Annotated in this window: 20 protein-coding genes; 13 read left to right on the forward strand and 7 right to left on the reverse strand. The window is 34.3% G+C overall.

Annotation, left to right across the window (positions count from 1 at the left end; genetic code table 11):
* The first annotated feature begins 173 nt into the window (after positions 1-173).
* The 11 genes from ACFOZZ_RS02855 (at position 174) to ACFOZZ_RS02905 (ending at position 12,683) form a co-directional block, all read left to right on the forward strand.
* Complete coding sequence (locus tag ACFOZZ_RS02855) at positions 174-1,586, forward strand: S41 family peptidase (protein WP_376814663.1); 1,413 nt, start codon at positions 174-176, stop codon at positions 1,584-1,586.
* Positions 1,587-1,600: 14 nt separating this feature from the next.
* Entirely contained in the window at positions 1,601-3,571 is a 1,971-nt protein-coding gene (gene uvrB, locus ACFOZZ_RS02860) for an excinuclease ABC subunit UvrB (protein WP_278780653.1), read from the forward strand.
* Positions 3,561-4,943, forward strand: coding sequence for a CCA tRNA nucleotidyltransferase (locus ACFOZZ_RS02865; protein ID WP_376814664.1), 1,383 nt, complete (start codon positions 3,561-3,563; stop codon positions 4,941-4,943). The genes uvrB and ACFOZZ_RS02865 overlap by 11 nt, the downstream gene beginning before the upstream one ends.
* Positions 4,900-7,722, forward strand: a complete 2,823-nt coding sequence (uvrA, locus tag ACFOZZ_RS02870) for an excinuclease ABC subunit UvrA (protein WP_376814665.1) — start codon at positions 4,900-4,902, stop codon at positions 7,720-7,722. Before ACFOZZ_RS02865 ends, uvrA begins: the two co-directional genes overlap by 44 nt.
* 11 nt (positions 7,723-7,733) lie before the next feature.
* Complete coding sequence (hprK, locus tag ACFOZZ_RS02875; protein WP_055234346.1) at positions 7,734-8,669, forward strand: HPr(Ser) kinase/phosphatase; 936 nt, start codon at positions 7,734-7,736, stop codon at positions 8,667-8,669.
* Positions 8,670-8,672: 3 nt separating this feature from the next.
* Complete coding sequence (gene lgt / locus ACFOZZ_RS02880; protein WP_278860362.1) at positions 8,673-9,467, forward strand: prolipoprotein diacylglyceryl transferase; 795 nt, start codon at positions 8,673-8,675, stop codon at positions 9,465-9,467.
* A gap of 297 nt (positions 9,468-9,764) precedes the next feature.
* A complete protein-coding gene (locus ACFOZZ_RS02885) occupies positions 9,765-10,814 on the forward strand; it encodes a GTP pyrophosphokinase (protein WP_055234350.1) in 1,050 nt (349 codons plus the stop codon).
* 175 nt (positions 10,815-10,989) lie between these two features.
* Positions 10,990-11,202 (forward strand): SDR family NAD(P)-dependent oxidoreductase, encoded by a 213-nt coding sequence (locus ACFOZZ_RS02890; RefSeq protein WP_376814680.1) that lies wholly within the window; start codon positions 10,990-10,992, stop codon positions 11,200-11,202.
* Positions 11,190-11,699, forward strand: a complete 510-nt coding sequence (locus ACFOZZ_RS02895; protein ID WP_376814681.1) for an SDR family NAD(P)-dependent oxidoreductase — start codon at positions 11,190-11,192, stop codon at positions 11,697-11,699. Before ACFOZZ_RS02890 ends, ACFOZZ_RS02895 begins: the two co-directional genes overlap by 13 nt.
* A 40-nt stretch (positions 11,700-11,739) precedes the next feature.
* Complete coding sequence (locus ACFOZZ_RS02900; RefSeq protein ID WP_279068160.1) at positions 11,740-12,465, forward strand: EFR1 family ferrodoxin; 726 nt, start codon at positions 11,740-11,742, stop codon at positions 12,463-12,465.
* The gene (locus ACFOZZ_RS02905; protein WP_055234811.1) at positions 12,444-12,683 is read left to right on the forward strand and encodes a hypothetical protein; all 240 of its coding nucleotides are present in this window, start codon (positions 12,444-12,446) and stop codon (positions 12,681-12,683) included. Before ACFOZZ_RS02900 ends, ACFOZZ_RS02905 begins: the two co-directional genes overlap by 22 nt.
* Positions 12,684-12,741: 58 nt before the next feature.
* Here ACFOZZ_RS02905 and ACFOZZ_RS02910 read toward each other — a convergent pair whose 3' ends face one another.
* The 5 genes from ACFOZZ_RS02910 to ACFOZZ_RS02930 form a co-directional block, all read right to left on the reverse strand.
* Positions 12,742-13,851 (reverse strand): 5-methyltetrahydropteroyltriglutamate--homocysteine S-methyltransferase, encoded by a 1,110-nt coding sequence (locus ACFOZZ_RS02910; RefSeq protein WP_376814666.1) that lies wholly within the window; start codon positions 13,849-13,851, stop codon positions 12,742-12,744.
* A gap of 96 nt (positions 13,852-13,947) precedes the next feature.
* Complete coding sequence (locus ACFOZZ_RS02915; RefSeq protein ID WP_278861246.1) at positions 13,948-14,352, reverse strand: DUF5301 domain-containing protein; 405 nt, start codon at positions 14,350-14,352, stop codon at positions 13,948-13,950.
* A complete protein-coding gene (locus ACFOZZ_RS02920; RefSeq protein ID WP_376814667.1) occupies positions 14,349-14,987 on the reverse strand; it encodes a hypothetical protein in 639 nt (212 codons plus the stop codon). Before ACFOZZ_RS02920 ends, ACFOZZ_RS02915 begins: the two co-directional genes overlap by 4 nt.
* Positions 14,988-15,280: 293 nt before the next feature.
* Positions 15,281-16,495, reverse strand: a complete 1,215-nt coding sequence (locus tag ACFOZZ_RS02925) for an ATP-binding protein (RefSeq protein ID WP_376814668.1) — start codon at positions 16,493-16,495, stop codon at positions 15,281-15,283.
* 88 nt (positions 16,496-16,583) lie between these two features.
* Entirely contained in the window at positions 16,584-17,786 is a 1,203-nt protein-coding gene (locus tag ACFOZZ_RS02930) for a class I SAM-dependent rRNA methyltransferase (protein ID WP_286696937.1), read from the reverse strand.
* A gap of 83 nt (positions 17,787-17,869) precedes the next feature.
* Between ACFOZZ_RS02930 and ACFOZZ_RS02935 the strand changes: the two genes are divergently transcribed.
* Positions 17,870-18,820 carry an L-lactate dehydrogenase gene (locus ACFOZZ_RS02935; protein ID WP_055233233.1) on the forward strand — a complete coding sequence of 317 codons (951 nt, stop codon included), beginning with the start codon at positions 17,870-17,872 and terminating at the stop codon, positions 18,818-18,820.
* A gap of 52 nt (positions 18,821-18,872) precedes the next feature.
* The gene (locus tag ACFOZZ_RS02940) at positions 18,873-19,646 is read left to right on the forward strand and encodes an HAD family hydrolase (RefSeq protein WP_278780728.1); all 774 of its coding nucleotides are present in this window, start codon (positions 18,873-18,875) and stop codon (positions 19,644-19,646) included.
* An 82-nt stretch (positions 19,647-19,728) separates the two neighbouring features.
* Here the strand turns inward: ACFOZZ_RS02940 and ACFOZZ_RS02945 are convergent, their stop codons facing one another.
* Positions 19,729-19,893, reverse strand: coding sequence for a hypothetical protein (locus tag ACFOZZ_RS02945; RefSeq protein ID WP_278780729.1), 165 nt, complete (start codon positions 19,891-19,893; stop codon positions 19,729-19,731).
* 420 nt (positions 19,894-20,313) lie between these two features.
* Complete coding sequence (locus ACFOZZ_RS02950) at positions 20,314-20,688, reverse strand: hypothetical protein (RefSeq protein WP_376814669.1); 375 nt, start codon at positions 20,686-20,688, stop codon at positions 20,314-20,316.
* Positions 20,689-20,719: the final 31 nt, after the last annotated feature.

Here is a 20,719-nt window from a genome sequence, read left to right on the forward strand (position 1 = left end):
TTAGAGGTGCTGTTTCCAAGACCCCAAATATTTAGAGCGAAGCTCTGACCCCCACAAAAATTAAAGACCCTTAAATAATGGAAGATCCCTGTATAGGGATCTTTTCTTTTTGGTCAAGTTTCTACTCAAAACATCAATGTTATGATAAAATAATGAAACGAGGTGACTTGAACATGGAACTAAATAAAAGAAAGAAAAGTTTATTAATCAAATATATAGTGATAGGGGTGCTATGTTTAGCCCTTGGTTTTGGTAGTGGTTATATAGTATTCCATAATAGTAATGCAAATGCGAATGAGAAAACAAATCTCACATTAGTCGATGAAGTAGTAGATTTATTAAATAATAACTGGTTAGATACAACAGATTCTCAAACATCTATTCAAGATCGTATGATTCAAGGGTTAGTAAATGGTCTAGGAGACTCACATTCCTCTTTTATGTCTTCTCAGGAAAATAAAGAATTTAATAGTGATATAAATGGCAGCTATAGTGGTATTGGTGTTTATTTCTCTCCAGTTCATAGTGGTGCTTTATTGACTGGTATTATAGAAGGAAGCAGTGCTGAAAAGGCTGGACTTAAGGCAGGAGATATTATAACTGAAGCAGATAATAAATCACTCAATGGGTTGACAAGTACAGAAATGCAGGAACATATTAAAGGAAATGAAGGTACAGAAGTTTCTTTAAAGGTAAAAAGACTTAAACAGACTTTGAATGTGAAAGCAGTACGTAAGAACTTCAGTTCCGATGTCACTTATTATGTAGGAATTAAAAATAATAAAACATATGGTTATGTGAATATTTCTACTTTTGGAGATACAACTGCACAGCATGTAGAAAAAGCTTTAAAAGAGTTTAAGAAACAGAATGTCTCAGATATTATTCTAGACTTAAGAGGGAATGGTGGGGGTTATATTACTGCCGCTAGAGATCTACTTTCTTTATTTAATGAGAAGGGTGAAACACTTTTTACTGTTAAGAATAAAAAGGGTCAGACTGAAACATATAAGGATAATACAAAGACACATTATGCATTTTCTAATGGTTATATTTTAATGAATGGTGGAACAGCCAGTGCATCAGAATTATGTGCAGGTACATTTAAAGAAATACAGGGATATAAACTTATTGGGCAGCAATCTTATGGTAAAGGGACTATCCAGGCACAGACGAACTTAACTGATGGTTCTGTATTGAAATATACTTATGCAAAGTGGTATACACCTAAGGGTGTGAATATTAATAAGAAGGGATGGACTCCTGATGTGACAGTAGAGGATCAGTCTCTCTTATCAGCTTATTTCACTTATTATAGTGATAAGTATTATGTGGATAATGTGAATAATTCTATTATTGTTATGGAAAGATTATTAGAAGTACTTGGTTATAATCCAGGTCGTACAGATGGTTATTTCTCAAAGGGTGTAAGTGATGCACTTAAACGTTTTGAACAGGATCATGGTTTAACTGTAGATGGTGTATTAGAATATAGTGATCAGGAATGCATGGTTAGTGTACTTGCAGAAAGATTAAGTCATAAAGAATATGACAATACATTACAGAAAGTACTTACTTTAATATAGAAAGAAGGGATTATATGTCTTACAAGCTTGTATCAAAATTTGAACCAATGGGAGATCAGCCAGAAGCTATTAAAGAACTTGTGAAAGGAATTCGTGAAGGTAAAAAGACACAGGTCTTATTAGGTGGTACAGGGACTGGTAAGACATTTACCTTTGCGAATGTGATTGCACAGGTGAATAAACCTACTCTTGTACTATCACACAATAAAACATTAGCTGGACAGCTTTATAGCGAATTAAAGGAATTCTTTCCAGAAAATCGTGTAGAATACTTTATTTCAAACTTCGATTTCTATCAGCCAGAAGCCTATATTCCTAAGAGTGATACATATATTGATAAAGAATCACAAACAAATGAAGAAATAGAAATGTTAAGAGCTGCTGCTATGAATTCTTTATTAGAAAGAAAAGATACGATTGTTGTTGCATCTGTGGCCGCTATTTATGGTTTAGGTAATCCACAGAGTTATCAGGAAATGATTTTCTCTTTACGTGTGGGTCAGGAAATTGATCGACGTGAATTACTCACATTCTTAGTAGATAGACAATATACTAGAAATGATATGGACCAGGTCAAAGGTACTTTTAGAGTACGTGGTGATGTTATTGAAATAGTACCAGGTCATACTGAATCTTATATTATACGTATTGAATTATTTGGTGATGAAGTAGATCGTATTACAGAAGTTGATCCTTTGACTGGTCATGTTCAGGCTTCTTATAATACATATACGATTTATCCGGCTGAAGAATATATTACCAGCAGAGAAAAGATGCTTCATGCCTGTGATACGATTGAAGAAGAATTAAAAGACCGACTACAGTATTTCCAGGATGCCGCAAAACCACTTGAGTATGAAAGAATCGATAACCGTACAAGACATGATATTGAAATGTTGAGAGAAGTAGGTATCTGTCCAGGTATTGAAAACTATTCACGTCATATTGATGGAAGAAAGCCAGGAGAAAGACCTTATTGTTTAATAGATTATTTCCCAGATGATTTCTTGCTTATTGTCGATGAATCTCATGTTATGCTTCCGCAGATCAGAGGTATGTTTAATGGAGACAGAAGTCGTAAAGAAACATTAGTGGAATATGGTTTCCGTTTACCAAGTGCATTGGACAATAGACCGCTTCGTTTTGAAGAGTTTGAAAAACTTATTCCCCAGGCAATATTTGTGTCCGCTACACCAGGTGATTATGAGTTAGAAGGTGTACATGGTGAATATGTTGAACAGATTATTCGTCCTACAGGATTATTAGATCCTATTATTGAAGTACGTCCAATAGAAGATCAGATTGATGATATTATTAGTGAAATACAGTTACGTATAGAAAGAAATGAACGTGTACTTATTACGACTCTTACAAAGAGAATGGCTGAGGATTTAACTGATTATCTTAAGGAATTTGGTTTAAAGGTTGCTTATCTTCATTCAGAAACAAAAACATTAGAACGTACAGAAATATTAAGAGATTTACGTTTGGGTAAATATGATGTTTTGATTGGTATCAACTTATTAAGAGAAGGTTTAGACCTTCCAGAAGTTTCTCTTGTATGTATCTTAGATGCAGATAAGGAAGGTTTCTTGAGAAGTGAACGTTCGTTGATCCAGACAATTGGTCGTGCGGCAAGAAATGCGGATGGTCATGTTATTATGTATGCAGATCGTATCACTGATTCTATGCAGCGTGCCATTGATGAAACAAGTCGTCGTAGAGAAATACAGGAAGCTTATAATAAGGCTCATGGTATTACTCCAACAACAATTAAGAAAGAAATTAGAGAAGCTATCCATGGTCAGGAAGTCATTGATGAAGCACAGAAGCTTGTCAAGAAAGGCCGTAAAGCACCAAAGAAAGATAAGAAGGTTCTTCTTGAGGAATTAGAAAGACAGATGAAAGAAGCAGCGAAGGTGCTTGACTTTGAACGTGCTATGGAACTTCGAGATATGATAGAGGAGATTAAAGATGGAAAGTGAATTTAGTCTCACACCTCTCGCATTAGATGTCTTTGAGGCAATTAAACAGGCTGGAGGACATGTATATCTAGTAGGAGGATGTGTACGTGATTTTCTATTAAAAAGAAGATCTAAAGATATTGATGTAGAAGTACATCACCTCTCTTTTGCGGCTTTAAAGGAAGTATTGTCACCTTTTGGAACAGTACAGGTCATGGGTGCTGCATTTGCGGTGGTTCATTTGTCTACTCTTGAAGGCTATGAATTCGCCTTACCAAGAATAGAAGAAAAAACAGGACTCAAGCATCAGGACTTTAATGTTATTGTGGATCCTGATCTTCCTTTAGAAAAAGCCTGTGCAAGAAGAGATTTTACGATTAATAGTATGTTATATGATATAGAAACAGGAACAGTCATTGATTTCTATTCAGGGCAGAAGGATTTAAAGAATGGTATTCTTCGTGCAACGAATGTGGAGCATTTCTCAGAAGATCCATTACGAGTACTAAGAGGAGCGTCCTTCATGTCACGTTATGGCTTCAAGATGGATCCAGATACAAAAAATCTATGTCAATCTATCGTAGAAGAAGGGGGATTAGATACTCTCAGCATAGAACGTATTTATACAGAATACTGTAAGATATTGATGGGATTATATCCTTCACAGGGACTCAATTTCTTAAGAGACATTCATGGCCTTCCGTTCTACTTACAGGACTTAGATACAACCCATCAGAGAACAGACTATCATCCAGAAGGCAGTGTCTGGAATCATACAATGCTGGTAACTGATTTAGCAGCATTATGTAAACATCATACAAGTGAACCGTTATGGTTTATGTGGAGTGCCTTATTACATGATATAGGTAAACCACTTGTAACAACACCAGAAGGACATGCTTATGGTCATGCAGAAGAAGGTGCCGCCCTCTTTGATGAAAAGGTGAATCTGATTCTCTCTCATAAACAGAAAAGATATATTTATACCATGATTCAATATCATATGGTATTACCTACATTTTCTCGTAATCATGCAAGAAAGATTAAATTCTTACGCTTCTTAAAAGCAATAGATCAGAAGGCACCTTTAAAGGATCTTCTCTATCTTGCAAGATGTGATAAGTTAGGAAGAGGTATGGTTACAAGTGCTTCTATCAATGAATTGAATGCTTATGTAGAAGAAATGGTGTCTATGTGTGGAGACCATGCACCTGTTCCTATTGTGACAGGTAAAGATTTAATAAATGAAGGTTTTGAGAATCATCAGGATTATTCTAAAATACTTTCTCTAGCCTATGACTACCAATTACAGGGTTTAAATAAAGAAGTGATTATAAGGAGGTTGAAGAATGAAACAGGATGTCATTGCAGTGAGGGGTGCACGTGTCAATAACCTCAAAAATGTGAATATAGATATTCCTAAAAATAAACTTGTGATTATGACAGGTTTATCAGGAAGTGGGAAGACATCTCTTGCGTTTGATACAATCTATGCAGAAGGTCAAAGACGTTATGTAGAATCATTGAATTCTTATGCAAGACAGTTCTTAGGTGGAATGGAAAAACCTGATGTGGATTCAATAGAAGGGTTATCACCCGCTATTGCGATTGATCAGAAAACAACATCGAATAATCCACGTTCTACTGTTGGTACAGTAACAGAAATTTATGATTATTTACGTTTGTTATATGCTCGTGTAGGACATGCTTATTGTCCTCATCATGGGATTAAGATAGAAGCCCAGACATTAAAACAGATGGGTGATATTGTGGATACATATGATGATGGAGATAAGCTTCAGATTCTTGCACGTATGGCTATGAATCAAAAGGGAACACATAAAGACCTCTTTGATAAATTAAGAAAAGAAGGGTATGTCAGAGTCAAAGTAGATGGAAATATGTATACTCTTGATGAAGACATTACTCTAGAAAAAAATAAAAAGCATACCATCGATGTCATTGTCGATCGTATTAAGAAAAAAGAAGGCTATCGTACACGTCTCATTGAATCCTTAGAAACAGCTTTAAAATTAACAGATGGTGAAGCTATTGTAGAGAACCTTACACAGAGTACAGAAAAGCTTTTCTCTTCTAACTATGCCTGTCCTATTTGTGGTTTCTCTGTTCCTAAGCTAGAACCACGTTTATTCTCTTTTAATAACCCATTAGGTGCTTGTCCTGATTGTAAAGGTTTAGGTATTAAGGAAGAAGTGGATCTAGACTTATTAGTACCTGACTGGAACTTGAGTATTAATGAGGGTGGTATACGTTATTTCAAGACAGCAGTAGGGACTGATCGTATTGAATGGCAGCGTTTCTTAAAACTATGCGAATATTATCATATTGATTTAGATAAGCCTTTAAAGGACTTTGATGAAGAAGAAAGAGATATTATCTTTACTGGTTCTCATGAACCTATTACTTATACAATTGTTTCTTCTTCGGGTAATGTTTCTCGTACAACAAACTATATTGAAGGTGTCGTTACACTTATTCAAAGACGTTATGAAGAAACATCTTCTAAATGGTCTAAAGAATGGTATGCGTCATTTATGGCTGAACATACCTGTCCTACATGTCATGGTGCAAGACTGAATGAAATGGTTTTAAGTGTACAAGTTGGTGGGTTGAATATTATTGAATTCACTAATCTTTCTATTGAGAAAGCTTTAGAATTTGTGGAAAATCTTAAACTATCAGAAATGGAAGAAAAGATTGCCCATTTGATTTTAAAAGAAATTCATGACAGACTTACATTCTTGAATGAAGTAGGATTAGGCTATTTAACACTTTCTAGACGTGCAGGAGGCTTATCCGGTGGCGAAGCACAGCGCATTCGTCTAGCAACTCAAATTGGTTCACGCTTAACGGGAGTTCTTTATGTATTAGATGAACCTTCTATTGGACTTCATCAAAGAGACAATGAGAAACTCATTCATACACTACAGGAAATGCGTGATCTAGGAAATAGTGTGCTTGTCGTAGAACATGATGAAGACACAATGCGTGCTTCTGATTATATTGTGGATATTGGTCCTGGTGCAGGTATTCATGGTGGACAGGTGATTGCCTATGGCACACCTGAAGAAGTTGCCGCCAATGAAAACTCTATTACAGGTGATTATTTATCTGGCAGAAAGAAGATTGATGTACCAAAAACAAGACATAAAGGAAATGGTCTTTATTTAGAAGTACGCGGAGCCAAGGAACATAACCTAAAGAATATTAATGTGAAGTTTCCGCTTGGTAAGTTTATTGCGGTAACAGGTGTATCTGGTTCAGGTAAATCTACATTAGTGAATGATATTTTATGTAAAGCACTACGTGCTAAAATTTATTGTTCACGTGAATTACCAGGTAAACATAAAGAAATACGTGGTATAGAGAATATTGATAAAGTTATTGAAGTATCACAGGAACCAATTGGTCGTACACCACGTTCTAATCCTGTGACTTATACAGGTGTCTTTGATGATATTCGTGATTTATTTTCGAAAACACCAGAAGCTAAAATACGTGGATATGATAAAGGACGTTTCTCCTTTAATGTGAAGGGTGGACGTTGTGAAGCATGTCAAGGAGATGGGGTAAAACGTATCTCTATGAACTTCCTTCCAGATGTTTATGTACCTTGTGAAGAATGTCATGGACATCGTTATAATGAAGAAACATTACAGGTGACTTATAAGGATAAGAACATCTATGATGTATTAGAAATGACTGTAGAAGAATCACTTACTTTCTTTGAAAATCTTCCTCGTATTTATACTAAACTTAAAGCACTTTATGATGTGGGTCTTGGTTATATTAAACTTGGCCAAAGTGCGACAACACTTTCTGGTGGTGAAGCACAAAGAGTGAAGCTTGCATCTGAGTTACAAAAACGTTCAACAGGTAAAACACTCTATATTCTTGATGAACCAACAACAGGATTACATAGTGATGATGTGAATAGATTGATTGGTGTATTACAGAAGATTGTGGATAATGGTGATACAGTCTTAGTTATTGAACATAATTTAGATGTGATTAAGGTCGCAGATCACATCATCGATTTAGGATTGGAAGGTGGCGACAATGGTGGTACAATAGTTGTGGAAGGTACCCCTGAAAAGGTGGCAAAGTGTGAAAAGAGCCATACAGGACGCTTTCTTAAGAACCTATTGTAAGGAGGTATTTTATGGGAAAGTCCGTAAAACTAAAAGACTTGATGAATAATCCAGCCTATAAACGTGTATCTGGAGATGAAGAATCTTTAGAAAGAGAAGTATTTATCGCAGAAATCAACCGTCCTGGATTTGAGCTTGCAGGTTTCTTTAAACATAGTGATTTTAGAAGAATTATTCTATTAGGTGATAAAGAAAATATATTTATTAGAGAAATGACAAAAGAGAGTCAGCTAGCATGCTTCTCTAAACTTGTGAATGATGAAACACCTTGTATTATTATTGCAAAGGGATATGAAGCACCAGAGATTCTAAAAAATATTGCATGTAAGAGAAACTTCCCAATCTTTGAAACAGAAATGGCAACAGGAAGAGTATCTATTAACTTAATGGGTAAGTTAGACGAACTCTTAGCACCAGAAACACAGATCCATGGTGTATTCTTAAATATTTATGGTAAAGGTGTCATTATTAAAGGGGATAGTGGTATTGGTAAATCCGAAATCGCGCTTGAACTTATTAAGAGAGGACATCAGCTGATTGCGGATGATGCAGTAGAACTTTATCATATTGGTCAGTCTATTATTGGGAAAGCACCCACTGTCTTAAAGAATTTACTAGAAATCCGTGGTATTGGTGTTATTGATGCATCTAAGATGTTTGGGGCTGCCAGTGTTCTTCCAAAAGAAAAGGTAGACCTTATTATTCAGTTAGAAAGATGGTTACCATCTCGTGAATATAGACGTATTGGAGCAGAAGAAGATGATGTTACTGAAGATATTCTTTCAGTTCCTATTCCTAAGATTGTTGTACCAGTAACTGGCGGACGTTCTATGTCAGTTATTATTGAAGCAGCTGTTATGAATATGCAGCTTAAGGATTCTGGATTTGATTCAAGTAAAGAATTCGTGAATAGAATCCTTGAAAACATTAAAAGTAAGCAGGTGTAAGTTATGCAATTCTTTCCAGAATATAATATATTTCTTAAAATCGGTGCTCTGCAGATTCATATGTATGCAGTATGTATCATTATTGGTGCATTTATTGCCTATCTGCTAGGTCAGTATAATTTTAAGAAATTAGGCTATAGTTCTGAAATTTTATCAGATTACTTCTTTGGAGTACTCATGACAGGAATCATTGGTGCCCGTATCTGGTATGTTATCTTCATGTGGAAAGAACTCTATGCATCTCATCCTGAAGAAATTATTGCGATATGGCATGGTGGACTAGCAATACAGGGTGGAATCATAGCTGCACTCATTTATAGCTATTACTTCTTTAAAAAGAAGGATATTCCTTTCTTGGTGGCAGGAGATGCGATTATGCCAGGTGTACTCATTGCTCAGGCATGTGGTCGCTGGGGAAACTTCTTCAACCATGAAGCATTTGGTTCAGCTGTTTCATTAAATTTCCTCAAGTTATTACATCTTCCTCAATTTATCATCAACAATATGTATATTGAGGGAGCTTATCATCATCCTACATTCCTTTATGAATCAGTAGGGAACTTGATTGTCTTTCTTGTGATTATTCTTGTAGTTAAGAAGAAAGCACAATGTACAGGTGAACAGTTTTTCTCTTACTTTATCGGTTATGGTATTGTGAGAGTATTTGTGGAAGGATTACGTACGGACTCACTTATGTTAGGTCCTATCCGTATGGCCCAACTCACATCTATAGTATTTATTATTGTGGGTGTTGCTGGTATATATTACTTAAGAAACTATCAAAAGCGAAAGTCCTAAAGTGAAAAGTTAATAAGATAATTGTAATCAATAACGTCGGAATGGGATTTTGATATCCAGTTCTGGCGTTTTTTGATTTAATAGGGGGTTGTGAGTGCAGCATGTTTCAGCGTATTACATAAAAATGTGCATTTGCACAAAAAATAGGAATGAATATTGGACGATTATATACAGGCAGAAAAAATTAACTAATGAATATGTGTAAGACTAACCATCAAAAGCGAAAGAATTAATCTTTCGATTTTTCTTCACATTAAGTTAATGTATCATATGTATGATAGTTAAGAGGTGTAAAAGATGGATAAAAGAATTGAAAATCATATCATCCAACAATATTATGACAATCAGAGTCTCTATCGTTCATTAAAACATGATATTACAGATATTATTGAAAATATCATTACAAAGAATAATATAAAGATTTCTAATTTTGCGATACGTATTAAAACAGAAGATGCATTAAGACGTAAAATCTGTTTAAAACATAAGTACAAGGATGTTAATGATATTACAGATATCGTTGCATGCCGTATTATTACATTATTCGAATCAGATATTGATGTCATTTATAAGTTGATTAAACAGAACTTTGATATTGTGGAATACAATGATAAGAGAAAGAAGAACTACGATGACCGTATTGATTTCGGTTATAATTCTCTTCATTTATTAGTAAAATATAATGAAGCAAGACTGAATATGATAGAGTATTCAGATTATCGTCATATTGTCTTTGAAATACAGATTAGAACTATTCTCCAGCATTCTTGGGCTGAAGTAGAACATGGTCTAGGTTATAAGTCACAATATGAAATACCTAAGGATATTCGTAGAAGACTCACAAGACTCAGTGCGACTCTAGAAATACTAGATGAAGAATTTGTGAATATAAGAGATGATATAGAAGAATACAATAAGGGTATTGATCATATAGAGAAGGTATTAAAGACAGACCTGAACTATAATTCTCTCATGACTTATTATCATGATTCTCCTATTATGAGTGAATTAACACAGATCATCTGTGAACAGTTCAATGTATCAATTAAAGAAGAGCCTTATATTATATCTGAATTAAGAGTTGTAAAAAGATTCCATAATCTTGGCTATATGTATGTTCATGAACTCGATGAATTTATTATAGAAAATAGAGATAACATCGTAAACTTTGCGCAGTCAAAGCTCCGTTTTCTAGAAAAAAATAAGTATTTCAACCCTTATGATATCTTTGTCTGGGTATCACTGATCATGTTATTGAATCAAGGTGTGGATGATCCTGAAAATATCATCAGTAATGAAATGTTCAGCATTCCTAATAAGAATGAAGTAGACAAAGGAATTAATTAATAAATACCATATTCTTACACTTTTAAGATTTTATTATGTATAATTATTGTAATGCTTTTAAATTAAAAAGAAAGAAGGTAAATAATATGGGTTTTTAGAAGGTAAGACTGTCATTGTGACTGGTGGTTGACGTGCAGTACTTGGAGATGGTACATGTGGTTCAATTGGTTATGGTATCGTAACAGCATTTGCGAAAGAAGGCGCAAATATTGTGATTACTGGACGTAACTTAAAGAAACTAGAAGATGCAAAAGAAGAAATTGAAAGACTTTATAATATAGAAGTTCTTTCAGTGCAGGCTGATGTGAATGCAGATGCTGATAATGAAGCAGTAGTAAAACCAGTTGTAGAAAGGCAATTGAAAAGTTTGGTCATATTGATGCATTAGTCAATAGTGCACAGGCAAGTGCATCTGGTGTATCTCTTGTAAAACATACTACAGAACAGTTTGATTTAGCTATGTATTCAGGATTATATGCAGCATTCTATTATATGAAAGCATGTTATCCATACTTAAAAGAAACAAAAGGTTCAGTCATCAACTTCGCATCTGGTGCTGGATTATTCGGAAACAAAGGTCAGTGCTCTTACGCTGGTGCAAAAGAAGGTATCCGTGGTTTAACACGTGTTGCTGCAACTGAATGGGCTGCAGTTGCTATCAACGTAAATGTTGTATGTCCACTTGCTTGGACTGCACAGCTTGAAAAGTTTGAAAAAACCTATCCAGAAGCTTTCAAGGCGAATGTTCATACACCACCTATGGGACATTTTGGTGACAATGAAAAAGAAATCGGACGTGTTGTTGTACAATTAACTTCTCCAGACTTCAAATATATGACTGGTGAAACAATCACTCTTGAAGGTGGATTAGGAATGAGACCATAAGGAAACGCAATGCGTTTCCTCTTTTAAAAGGAGTAATACAATGATTTATTATTTTAGTGGAACAGGAAATAGTCGCTATGTAGCAGAAGTACTTTCAAAGTCCTTACAGGATACTATGCAATCTATTGAATCAGCTCAAAGCATTAAACAGGATGAAATGATTGGTATAGTCACACCTGTTTATTTCTTTGGTTTACCTTATATAGTGAAGGATTTCTTAGAAAGATTGTCTGTCTCTTCTAAGTCTTATTTTTATCTTGTCGTGACTTATGGTGGTAAACCAGGGAATATAGGTAAAGAAGCGAATAGTATTATGCAGAAGAAAGGCACAGGCTTTTATGCTATGTATGGTGTGAAAATGGTGGATACGTATATTCCTATGTATGATGCATCTAAAAATGAAAAGGTAGAATCTCAAATAGATCCTCAAATAGAAGAAATCATTACTACAATCAAAGAAAGAAGAATAGGGGACTACTTGAAAGGAACAGTACCAGTTCTTATTAATAAGGCCTGTTCGTTTCAATATAAACAGGTAAGAAAAACAGATAACTTAACCATTGATGAATCTTGTATTCATTGTGGCTTATGTGTGAAAGAATGTCCTGAACAGGCGATAGAAATCAAAGACCATGTGACATTTAGAAAAGAACAGTGTATGATGTGTTTAAGATGTTTACATCATTGTCCTGTGAATGCAATCAGATTTAAAAATAAGGACAAAGGACAATACAGGGGGTTACTATGGTCAAAGAAGATATTTTAATCAAGAATACAACAAGAGAACAAAGAGAACAAATTGTGAATGATGCATTAGGTATAGTAGATGGTTTATGTGATGGTTGTTCACAGGGAATCATTTCTATGTATGATGCGTATATTGATGGTTTAAAAGAATTAGATGAAATCAACAGAGAATTCAATGCCCACTATGAAGTAGATGATAAACGTGGTGGCAATAGAGGCGGCTGTTCAATGATGTAAGAAGTAAGAGTGATCTTACTTCTTTTTTTACACTAAAAAAGAACTTCTTTCGAAGTTCTTATCCCCATACCTCTTCTGCAATTTCTCTGACTAATTTTAATTTAGCCCACTGCTGTTCTTCAGTGAGTTTATTACCAATCGCACATGATGCGAATCCACATTGTGGACTTAAATAGAGTCTATCTAGTGGAATAAACTTAGCTGCTTCATGAATTCTCTTAATCACTGTTTCTTTATCTTCTAATTCAGGTGTTTTAGTTGTAATCAAACCTAATACAACCTTCTTATCTTCTGATACTTTTGTAAGAGGTGCAAATCCTCCAGATCTTTCATCATCATATTCTAGATATAAAGCATCGACATTTTCTTTCGCAAATACATAATCAGCGACAGAATTATATGGACCTTTCGCAAAGAATGTAGAATGGTAATTACCACGGCATATATGTGATGTAATCACCATGTCTTCTGGTTTATTTTCTAATGCAAGGTTATTGACTGCAAGTAATTCAGCTTTTACTTCTTCTAAATCAAGTCCTAAAGATTCATATCTCTGTTTTGCAGCATCTCCTACAATCGCACCCCAAGTACAGTCATCTAACTGTAGATTACGGCATCCTGCATCATAGAACTGTTTAATGATGTCCTGATAAGCCACACCAATATCATGAATCAATTCTTCATTTGTAGCATAGAACTTTCTTGTGGTTTCAAAGTTAGCAGGTACAATCATCTGCTGGAAAGTCTGTGCAGGGGCTGGAATAGTATACTTAGCCACTGTATTCTCATCTTCGAACTGTTTTAAGAACTTAAAGTATTCCACAAAAGGATGTGCTTTTGCCTTAATCTTACCTACAAGATAAGTATCATCCAATACTGCAAGTTCTGTATTAAATCTCACACCATTACCGGTATTCTTATGTTCAACACCCTCAAATCCCCACATGAAATCTAAATGCCAGAATGTTCTTCTGAATTCTCCATCAGTGATCACATGGTATCCTAATTCCTTCTGTTTCTTAACTACTTTTACAACTTCTTCATCTACAATATGATCATAATCTTCCTGAGATAACTTTCCGTTATCCAATGCTTCCTTAGCATCCTTGAGTGCCTGTGGTCTTAAAAAACTTCCTACAAAATCATATCTAAAAGGTACATTTCCCATTTCTTATTCCTCCTTGGTTAGTGATTGTATTATAACAACCACTCTCATCATTGAGAAATACATATAATATGCAGTTATATATAGTCTAAAACTATATTAATCTTCGTACTCCACTATCAGCTTATCTTTATTATTCTTAATAGTCTTATATAAGTCAGAAGGAATCTTCCATATTCCATTATAAGGTTCTTCTATATAAGTCTTTCCATTTCTTTCATAGACATAATATGTTTTTGTATCCATCTTTACCTTGATATAATCAACATTATTAGGGTTATCGTTTACTGACTCTTTTGAATAAGATGACTTTTCTTCTATATCTTTAATCAAAGAAGAAATCGTAGTTTGATTTAATTTATAGACAGTAGTCATAGCGCCTCCATGTACATGTGCAAATTCTACCTTAGATGCATCAGGCAGATCTAATGTCTTTTTATTTGAATTAAAACAATACAGACCAAATAATATCAATATAATAACTAATACACCCATCTTTTTCATGATATCCACCATGTATCGTTATGCCTCTGTAGACATCCTTTTTCTTCTGATATTTTATGTCCTTTAAAATCTCTTACAACAACCTTTTCATAATATTCATAGTTTTCTGATGCACAGTCATTGAAATCATCCCATCCATTCTCTATCCACTTAGATAGGTACACCTTATTGTCATCAATAGTGAGTACATTCTCCTGTGGATCCATCTTAAAATGAAACCTTCTAGGATAATAACAAACCAACTCTTCATCCTGACTTATAATATGCACATTTTCACCTATGATACATAAGTTATATGTGTTTATTTTCTTTATATTAAGCTCTGTGACAGTTTCTAATAATTTATCTGGTAAATACTTATAGAGAGTCATGATTCCTTTGTTGTAGTCTCCTTGTAAGAAATAGAAGTAGTTGTTTAGGAATACAGGCTTTCCATATAATACATTCTTCTGGCATTTAAAAGGCTGAATAACCTTACCGTTCTCATAATCATAGAAAGATATCATAGAACCCTTATGGCTCTTATGGAATTCATAGAATTCAACATAATCACTTATTGCATATCCAAAACGCGTTTGTCCTTCTATTTTATTGATAGTTGTACCATTAACTTGATTAAATTGAATAATATTCATAGGGTACCTTCTACCTCAATTATGACAAAAAGAACTCGTACTTGATTTAGTTATTATAGATCTCTCATAATTTTGATGGATATAGGAAATCATTTGTTTCTCTTGGTTATAAGTAACAGAGATTTCTAATTAATGATCATATAATAAAAAAGAGGGAGAGTAATATAAACTCTCCCCCGCCTGTAGGCTTCGCAAGTTTCTACAGAACGATCACTAGAATTAATATATGTTATTCTGATTGTGTTTTCAATAATCTAAAACGATTTTGTCTTTCTATGATTGATTTGCTCTTACTATGTCCATTTCTCAGCTAAAAGGAAATCACGAATATTTTGATGTTTAATACCATTTCGGCTCATATCAAATTCATCAAGAGAAACTACATACTTAGGGAAATTGTCTCGGATATTATCATATGCACCAAATTCACGTTTAATTGTATCTTCTGATGCTAAGAGATATGTTACCTGAACATACAACTTTTCACCATGTTTATCACATACAAAATCAATTTCTTTTTCTCCTGTTTTACCAACAGTCACTTTATAGCCTCGACGTAATAATTCAAGATAGACAATATTTTCTAGAATGAGATTTATATCTCGCATATTGCCTCCAAAAATAGTTTCACGGATACCATGATCTGCAATATAATACTTTTCATTTGAAGAAAGTATCTGTTTGCCTTGTAGATCAACTCGTTTCACTTGATAGAACAGATAAGCATCGCAACAATATTTGATATAGTTTAGGATTGTTTCTGGCGCAACAGTACGTTGTTCACTTTTGAGAAACTTCGCAAGAGAATTTGCAGAGAAAGTTGTACCTACATTCGCAATCACATATGCAATAATACGTTCTAGTAAATCTACATCACGTATTTTATTGCGTTTCACAATATCTTTAAGCTGGACGGAGTTAAATAAGTCGTGAAGATATTGTTTAGAAGGTTTATCCACATAACGAATATTCGCAAGATAGGGCATACCTCCAGTAATGAGATACTTTTGAAAACATTGTTGGATTGAATTATTAGGGTAAATTGGACGATATAATTCGATGAATTCTCCAAAAGAAAATGGATAGATGACAAACTCTACATATCTTCCGCCTAAATAAGTGGCAAGTTCACCAGATAATAGTTTTGCGTTTGATCCAGTGATATAGATGTCACAGTCCAATGAAACACGAAAAGAATTAATACACTTCTCCCAATCTTTCACTTCTTGAATTTCATCGAAAAAAAGATAAACTTTACCACCGATTTCCTTGGCACGATTGGTAATTTCATCATGAAGAGATTTGGCTGTCTGTAAATGAGAATAGCTTAAGTCTTCAAAGTTGATGGAGATAAACTGTGTTGGATTAACACCTGATTCTATAAGTTCCTGTTTAATCAACTCTAACATAACAGATTTCCCACAACGATGAATTCCGGTTATTACCTTAATAAGGTCTAATCCAATGAACGGACGGATGCGTTTCATATAGAGTTCACGTTTAATCATTCATCTCAGCCCCTTCCTTATAACTATTTATGTTATATCACATATATAACTGAAAAGATGATGGCTCGTGTCGAGTCATCATCTTTTCTTACTTTTCATCAACCACCTGGAAGATATAGAACTTTAAGTAATAGCTATTCTCATCACCATTCCACAAAATAGGATGATCTGCAGCTTGTGTTCTAAATTCTACCTGTCTTAATCTCTTATGTACAAGCTTTGCAGCCTGTCCAATAGTTTTAGTAAATGTATCATAGTCCATAAAATGAGAACATGAACATGTAGCCAGATATCCACCATCTTTTACTAATTTCATACCTCTCATATTAATCTCACGATAGCCTTTAATCGCATTCTTAATAGATGCACGAGACTTTGTGAAAGCAGGGGGATCTAATATCACCATATCAAATAACTCTCCTTGAGCCTCTAATTCTGGTAAGAAATCAAATACATCATGACACTCAAACTTAACAGTATCTTCTAAACCATTAAACTTAGAATTCTCATTCGCAAGATTTACCGCAAACTGAGATGCATCCACACCTAAAACACTTTGAGCTCCTGCAATACCTGCATTCAATGCAAAAGTACCAATATAAGTAAAACAGTCTAATACTTTTGCATCTTTACATAATTTCTGTATTGCAAGTCTATTATATTTCTGATCAAGGAAGAAACCAGTCTTCTGTCCTTCTGCAACATCTATATGATACTTAACACCATTCTCTACAATATCAATATGAGGATCAAAAGGTTCACCAATAAACCCTTTGACTCTTTCCATACCTTCCTTAGTACGTTCCTTGGCATCACTACGTTCATAGACACCTCTAATAGTAATGCCATCCTGTAGTAGAATATCCTTCATAAGTTCTACAATCTCTTCCTTAAAGGCATCAATACCTAATGCGAGAGACTGTACAACTAATATATCCTCAAACTTATCAATCACTAGACCTGGTAAGAAATCAGCATCTCCAAACACAATACGACAGCTAGAAGTATCCACTGTCTTCTTACGATAATCCCAGGCATTCTGTAATCTCATACGTAAGAAATCAGAATCAATCTCCTGATCAATATTTCTAGTCATTAAACGAATTCTAATCTTAGAATTCTGGTTAATATAACCTCTACCTAATGGATACTCATTATGGGCATATACATCTACAATATCACCATTCTTGAAATGTCCATGTATCTCTTTTATTTCATTGTCATAAATCCATAAACCGCCTGCATTAATAGTACGGCCTTCACCCTTTTTTAAAAGTACTTTTGTTTTCATATTCGAACCTCTCTTGGTCATTATTATACATTTGATAGGACAGTTGTGCTACAATATTAACGATTCAAGGAGGAAAAAATAATATGAGTTTTAAGGATTCTAAAGTAGTTATTGTTGGTTTAGGTAATGTAGGTGCTACAACTGCCTACTCAATTATTAACCAGGGACTTTGTGAAGAAATTGTATTAATTGATATTAATAAAGAAAAAGCATATGGTGAAGCATTAGATATGCAGCAGTCAGTTTACTTCATGAATAGAAATATTAAAGTAAAAGCAGGGGACTATTCTGATTGTAAGGATGCAGATGTAGTCATCATTACAGCATCAGCACCAATGCCTAAAGATTCTCATGACCGCTTACAGATGTTAGCACCAAGTGTTAAGATTATTAAGTCTATTGTAAATTCTACAATGGCGTCTGGCTTTAATGGTATCTTTATTGTCGTATCTAACCCAGTAGATATTATGAGTTATATTACTTGGAAGGAATCAGGCTTACCAAAGAACCAGGTTATTGGTAGTGGTACAACTCTTGATAGTGCAAGATTATCTTGTCGTTTAGCTGATATGTATCATTTAGATGCAAAGAGTGTATCAGCATATGTATGTGGTGAACATGGTGATTCAGAAATGGTGACATGGTCTAGTGCAACTATTGGTGGTAAGAGTGTAGAAGATGTATTAAAAGATAATGCGGAACGTACTAAGGATGCCACTAAGGAAACATTAAGACATGCTGTTATTGAAGATGGATGGCAGATCTTTAACCGTAAAGGTAATACATGTTATGGTATTGCGGCAGCAACTACCGCAATTTTGAAATCTATTCTCTTTAATGAAAATAGAATTTATCCAGTATCTGTTCATTTAGATGGTCAGTATGGTATGAATGATATCTTCTTAAGTGTTCCTACTATTATTGATAAGACAGGAGCTAAAGAAATAGTAGAAATAAATATGAAAGAAGATGAGCAGAAAGCACTCGAGGAATCATATAAAGTTCTGAAAGATTTCTGTCAACAGTTAGACTAAGAGAGGGTAAACCTCTCTTTTTATGTTAGAATGGATACATGGAGGATTTGGTATGATTAAGATTGCATTTTTTGATATTGATGGAACTTTAAGCAATATGGAAACACGCAGTGTTTCTGATATTACTATAGAAACATTACAGAGATTACAGGCTAATAATATAAAGGTATGTATTGCGACAGGAAGACATCCTTTAAGTGTACCTGCTTTTGAAGGAGTGACTTTTGATGCCATACTTTCTTTTAATGGGTCTTATTGTTTTGATAAGGAAGGACACGTTTTATATAGTCATCCGATTCCACATGAGGATGTATTAAGAATTATAGAGAATGCTTCTTCTATTAATAGATTTGTTTCACTTGCAAGTAAAGATGATAGTAAAGCCAATGGAACAGATCAAGACTTAGATGATTATTATGCATTCTCTAAACAGAAAGTGAATGTAGCAGAAGACTTTGATAGTTTTGTGAATGAAGATATTTATCAAATCATGTGTGGTGGATATGAGAATGAATATGATGCATTAATGAAGGATGTAGAAGGAGCACAAATTACAGCATGGTGGAATAGGGCGGTAGATATTATTCCAGCAGGTGGTGGAAAGGGTAATGGTATACATAAGGTATTAGAGTATTATCATTTTACACCAGAGGAAGCTATCGCTTTTGGAGATGGTACAAATGATATTGAAATGTTGGAAGCAGTGGGTACAGGAGTCGCAATGGGTAATGCGACTGATAATGTGAAGGCTATTGCGGATGATATCTGCTTATCTGTATCAGAAGATGGGGTCTATCACTACTGTTTAGATCATAAGCTTATTTAAAGATGGGAGACCATCTTTTTTTAGTATAAAAAAACACAGAACGGATGTTCTGTGTTGAAAGTCTTATGAGTGGTTGCTTGAGTTACCAGTTGACTGAATAACTCCCTGATGATGTTGATTCAGTTGTCCAATAAATCACCTCACCAGCTACAAAACCAATATTAGTAGCTTTGGTTTCGTATGTGCCATCTGTATACATAGTACAATTTAAATCATTACTTCCAACTTGGTTGTTGATTTCTTTCATTCCAATTACTTCACCATTCTGTACAATAAGTGCGTTATTAGTAGCAGTCCCACATCCTTTTTCACTATGGAATACGTATCCTTCAAAGTTATTGTTGTAACCACCATTTTCACCCCATAGACCTATACTTTTTTCATAATCATTGGCTGCATCTATTTTACATGCGATTGCAATACAAGGACCATTTCTAACACTCTGATTTACTAAATAATTTTCTGCAGCTGGTGCAGGTCTAATCCATGAGTATTTATGCTTGAAAATGTCTTTTTGTGAAAATTCATAAATAAACTCTGAGTAAACACATGAATATTATGTATTTACTTTAAATGTATATTTGTGTATACCTAATTAAAAGTATATATGTAATGAATTGCAAGCTCATAAAAAAACACAGGACAAATTGTTCTGTGTTGAGAGCCATTATGAATGGTTAGGTCTGTTTGTATCAATCTGAGTGATTTTTAATCTACCTTTATGAATATATTCGATTCCTTTACTTAGATCCTTACTCTTCCAGGTAACATAGTAATAAGTTCCTACTGCGGGAGTATATCCTGAAATACTATAAATAGGACGGCTTGTATCAGTTATGCCATTATTTTGTTCATAACCTGAACCTGTTGCACCAGCAAATGAAATATCTGCATCATTACCACAAATACCATGTTTTTCACCTTCACTGTCTGTATACCATTCAGATTGTTCTCCATTATAATCATCAAATACATCTTGACCATTTGTCGAACCATTACCAGGATATTGACATTGAATCTTACCTACAATGCAGGCACTCACTGCTACATTTTGATTTTAAGCTAAGTTTTCT

Source organism: Catenibacterium sp. GCM10023432, from assembly GCF_042651925.1.
GTDB lineage: Bacteria > Bacillota_I > Bacilli_A > Erysipelotrichales > Coprobacillaceae > Catenibacterium > Catenibacterium mitsuoka.

Coding starts and splice junctions, on each gene's coding strand:
- ACFOZZ_RS02855 (WP_376814663.1), top strand. CDS start 174: ATGGAACTAAATAAAAGAAAGAAAAGTTTATTAATCAAATATATAGTG.
- uvrB (WP_278780653.1), top strand. CDS start 1,601: ATGTCTTACAAGCTTGTATCAAAATTTGAACCAATGGGAGATCAGCCA.
- ACFOZZ_RS02865 (WP_376814664.1), top strand. CDS start 3,561: ATGGAAAGTGAATTTAGTCTCACACCTCTCGCATTAGATGTCTTTGAG.
- uvrA (WP_376814665.1), top strand. CDS start 4,900: ATGAAACAGGATGTCATTGCAGTGAGGGGTGCACGTGTCAATAACCTC.
- hprK (WP_055234346.1), top strand. CDS start 7,734: ATGGGAAAGTCCGTAAAACTAAAAGACTTGATGAATAATCCAGCCTAT.
- lgt (WP_278860362.1), top strand. CDS start 8,673: ATGCAATTCTTTCCAGAATATAATATATTTCTTAAAATCGGTGCTCTG.
- ACFOZZ_RS02885 (WP_055234350.1), top strand. CDS start 9,765: ATGGATAAAAGAATTGAAAATCATATCATCCAACAATATTATGACAAT.
- ACFOZZ_RS02900 (WP_279068160.1), top strand. CDS start 11,740: ATGATTTATTATTTTAGTGGAACAGGAAATAGTCGCTATGTAGCAGAA.
- ACFOZZ_RS02905 (WP_055234811.1), top strand. CDS start 12,444: ATGGTCAAAGAAGATATTTTAATCAAGAATACAACAAGAGAACAAAGA.
- ACFOZZ_RS02910 (WP_376814666.1), bottom strand. CDS start 13,851: ATGGGAAATGTACCTTTTAGATATGATTTTGTAGGAAGTTTTTTAAGA.
- ACFOZZ_RS02915 (WP_278861246.1), bottom strand. CDS start 14,352: ATGAAAAAGATGGGTGTATTAGTTATTATATTGATATTATTTGGTCTG.
- ACFOZZ_RS02920 (WP_376814667.1), bottom strand. CDS start 14,987: ATGAATATTATTCAATTTAATCAAGTTAATGGTACAACTATCAATAAA.
- ACFOZZ_RS02925 (WP_376814668.1), bottom strand. CDS start 16,495: ATGATTAAACGTGAACTCTATATGAAACGCATCCGTCCGTTCATTGGA.
- ACFOZZ_RS02930 (WP_286696937.1), bottom strand. CDS start 17,786: ATGAAAACAAAAGTACTTTTAAAAAAGGGTGAAGGCCGTACTATTAAT.
- ACFOZZ_RS02935 (WP_055233233.1), top strand. CDS start 17,870: ATGAGTTTTAAGGATTCTAAAGTAGTTATTGTTGGTTTAGGTAATGTA.
- ACFOZZ_RS02940 (WP_278780728.1), top strand. CDS start 18,873: ATGATTAAGATTGCATTTTTTGATATTGATGGAACTTTAAGCAATATG.
- ACFOZZ_RS02945 (WP_278780729.1), bottom strand. CDS start 19,893: ATGAAAGAAATCAACAACCAAGTTGGAAGTAATGATTTAAATTGTACT.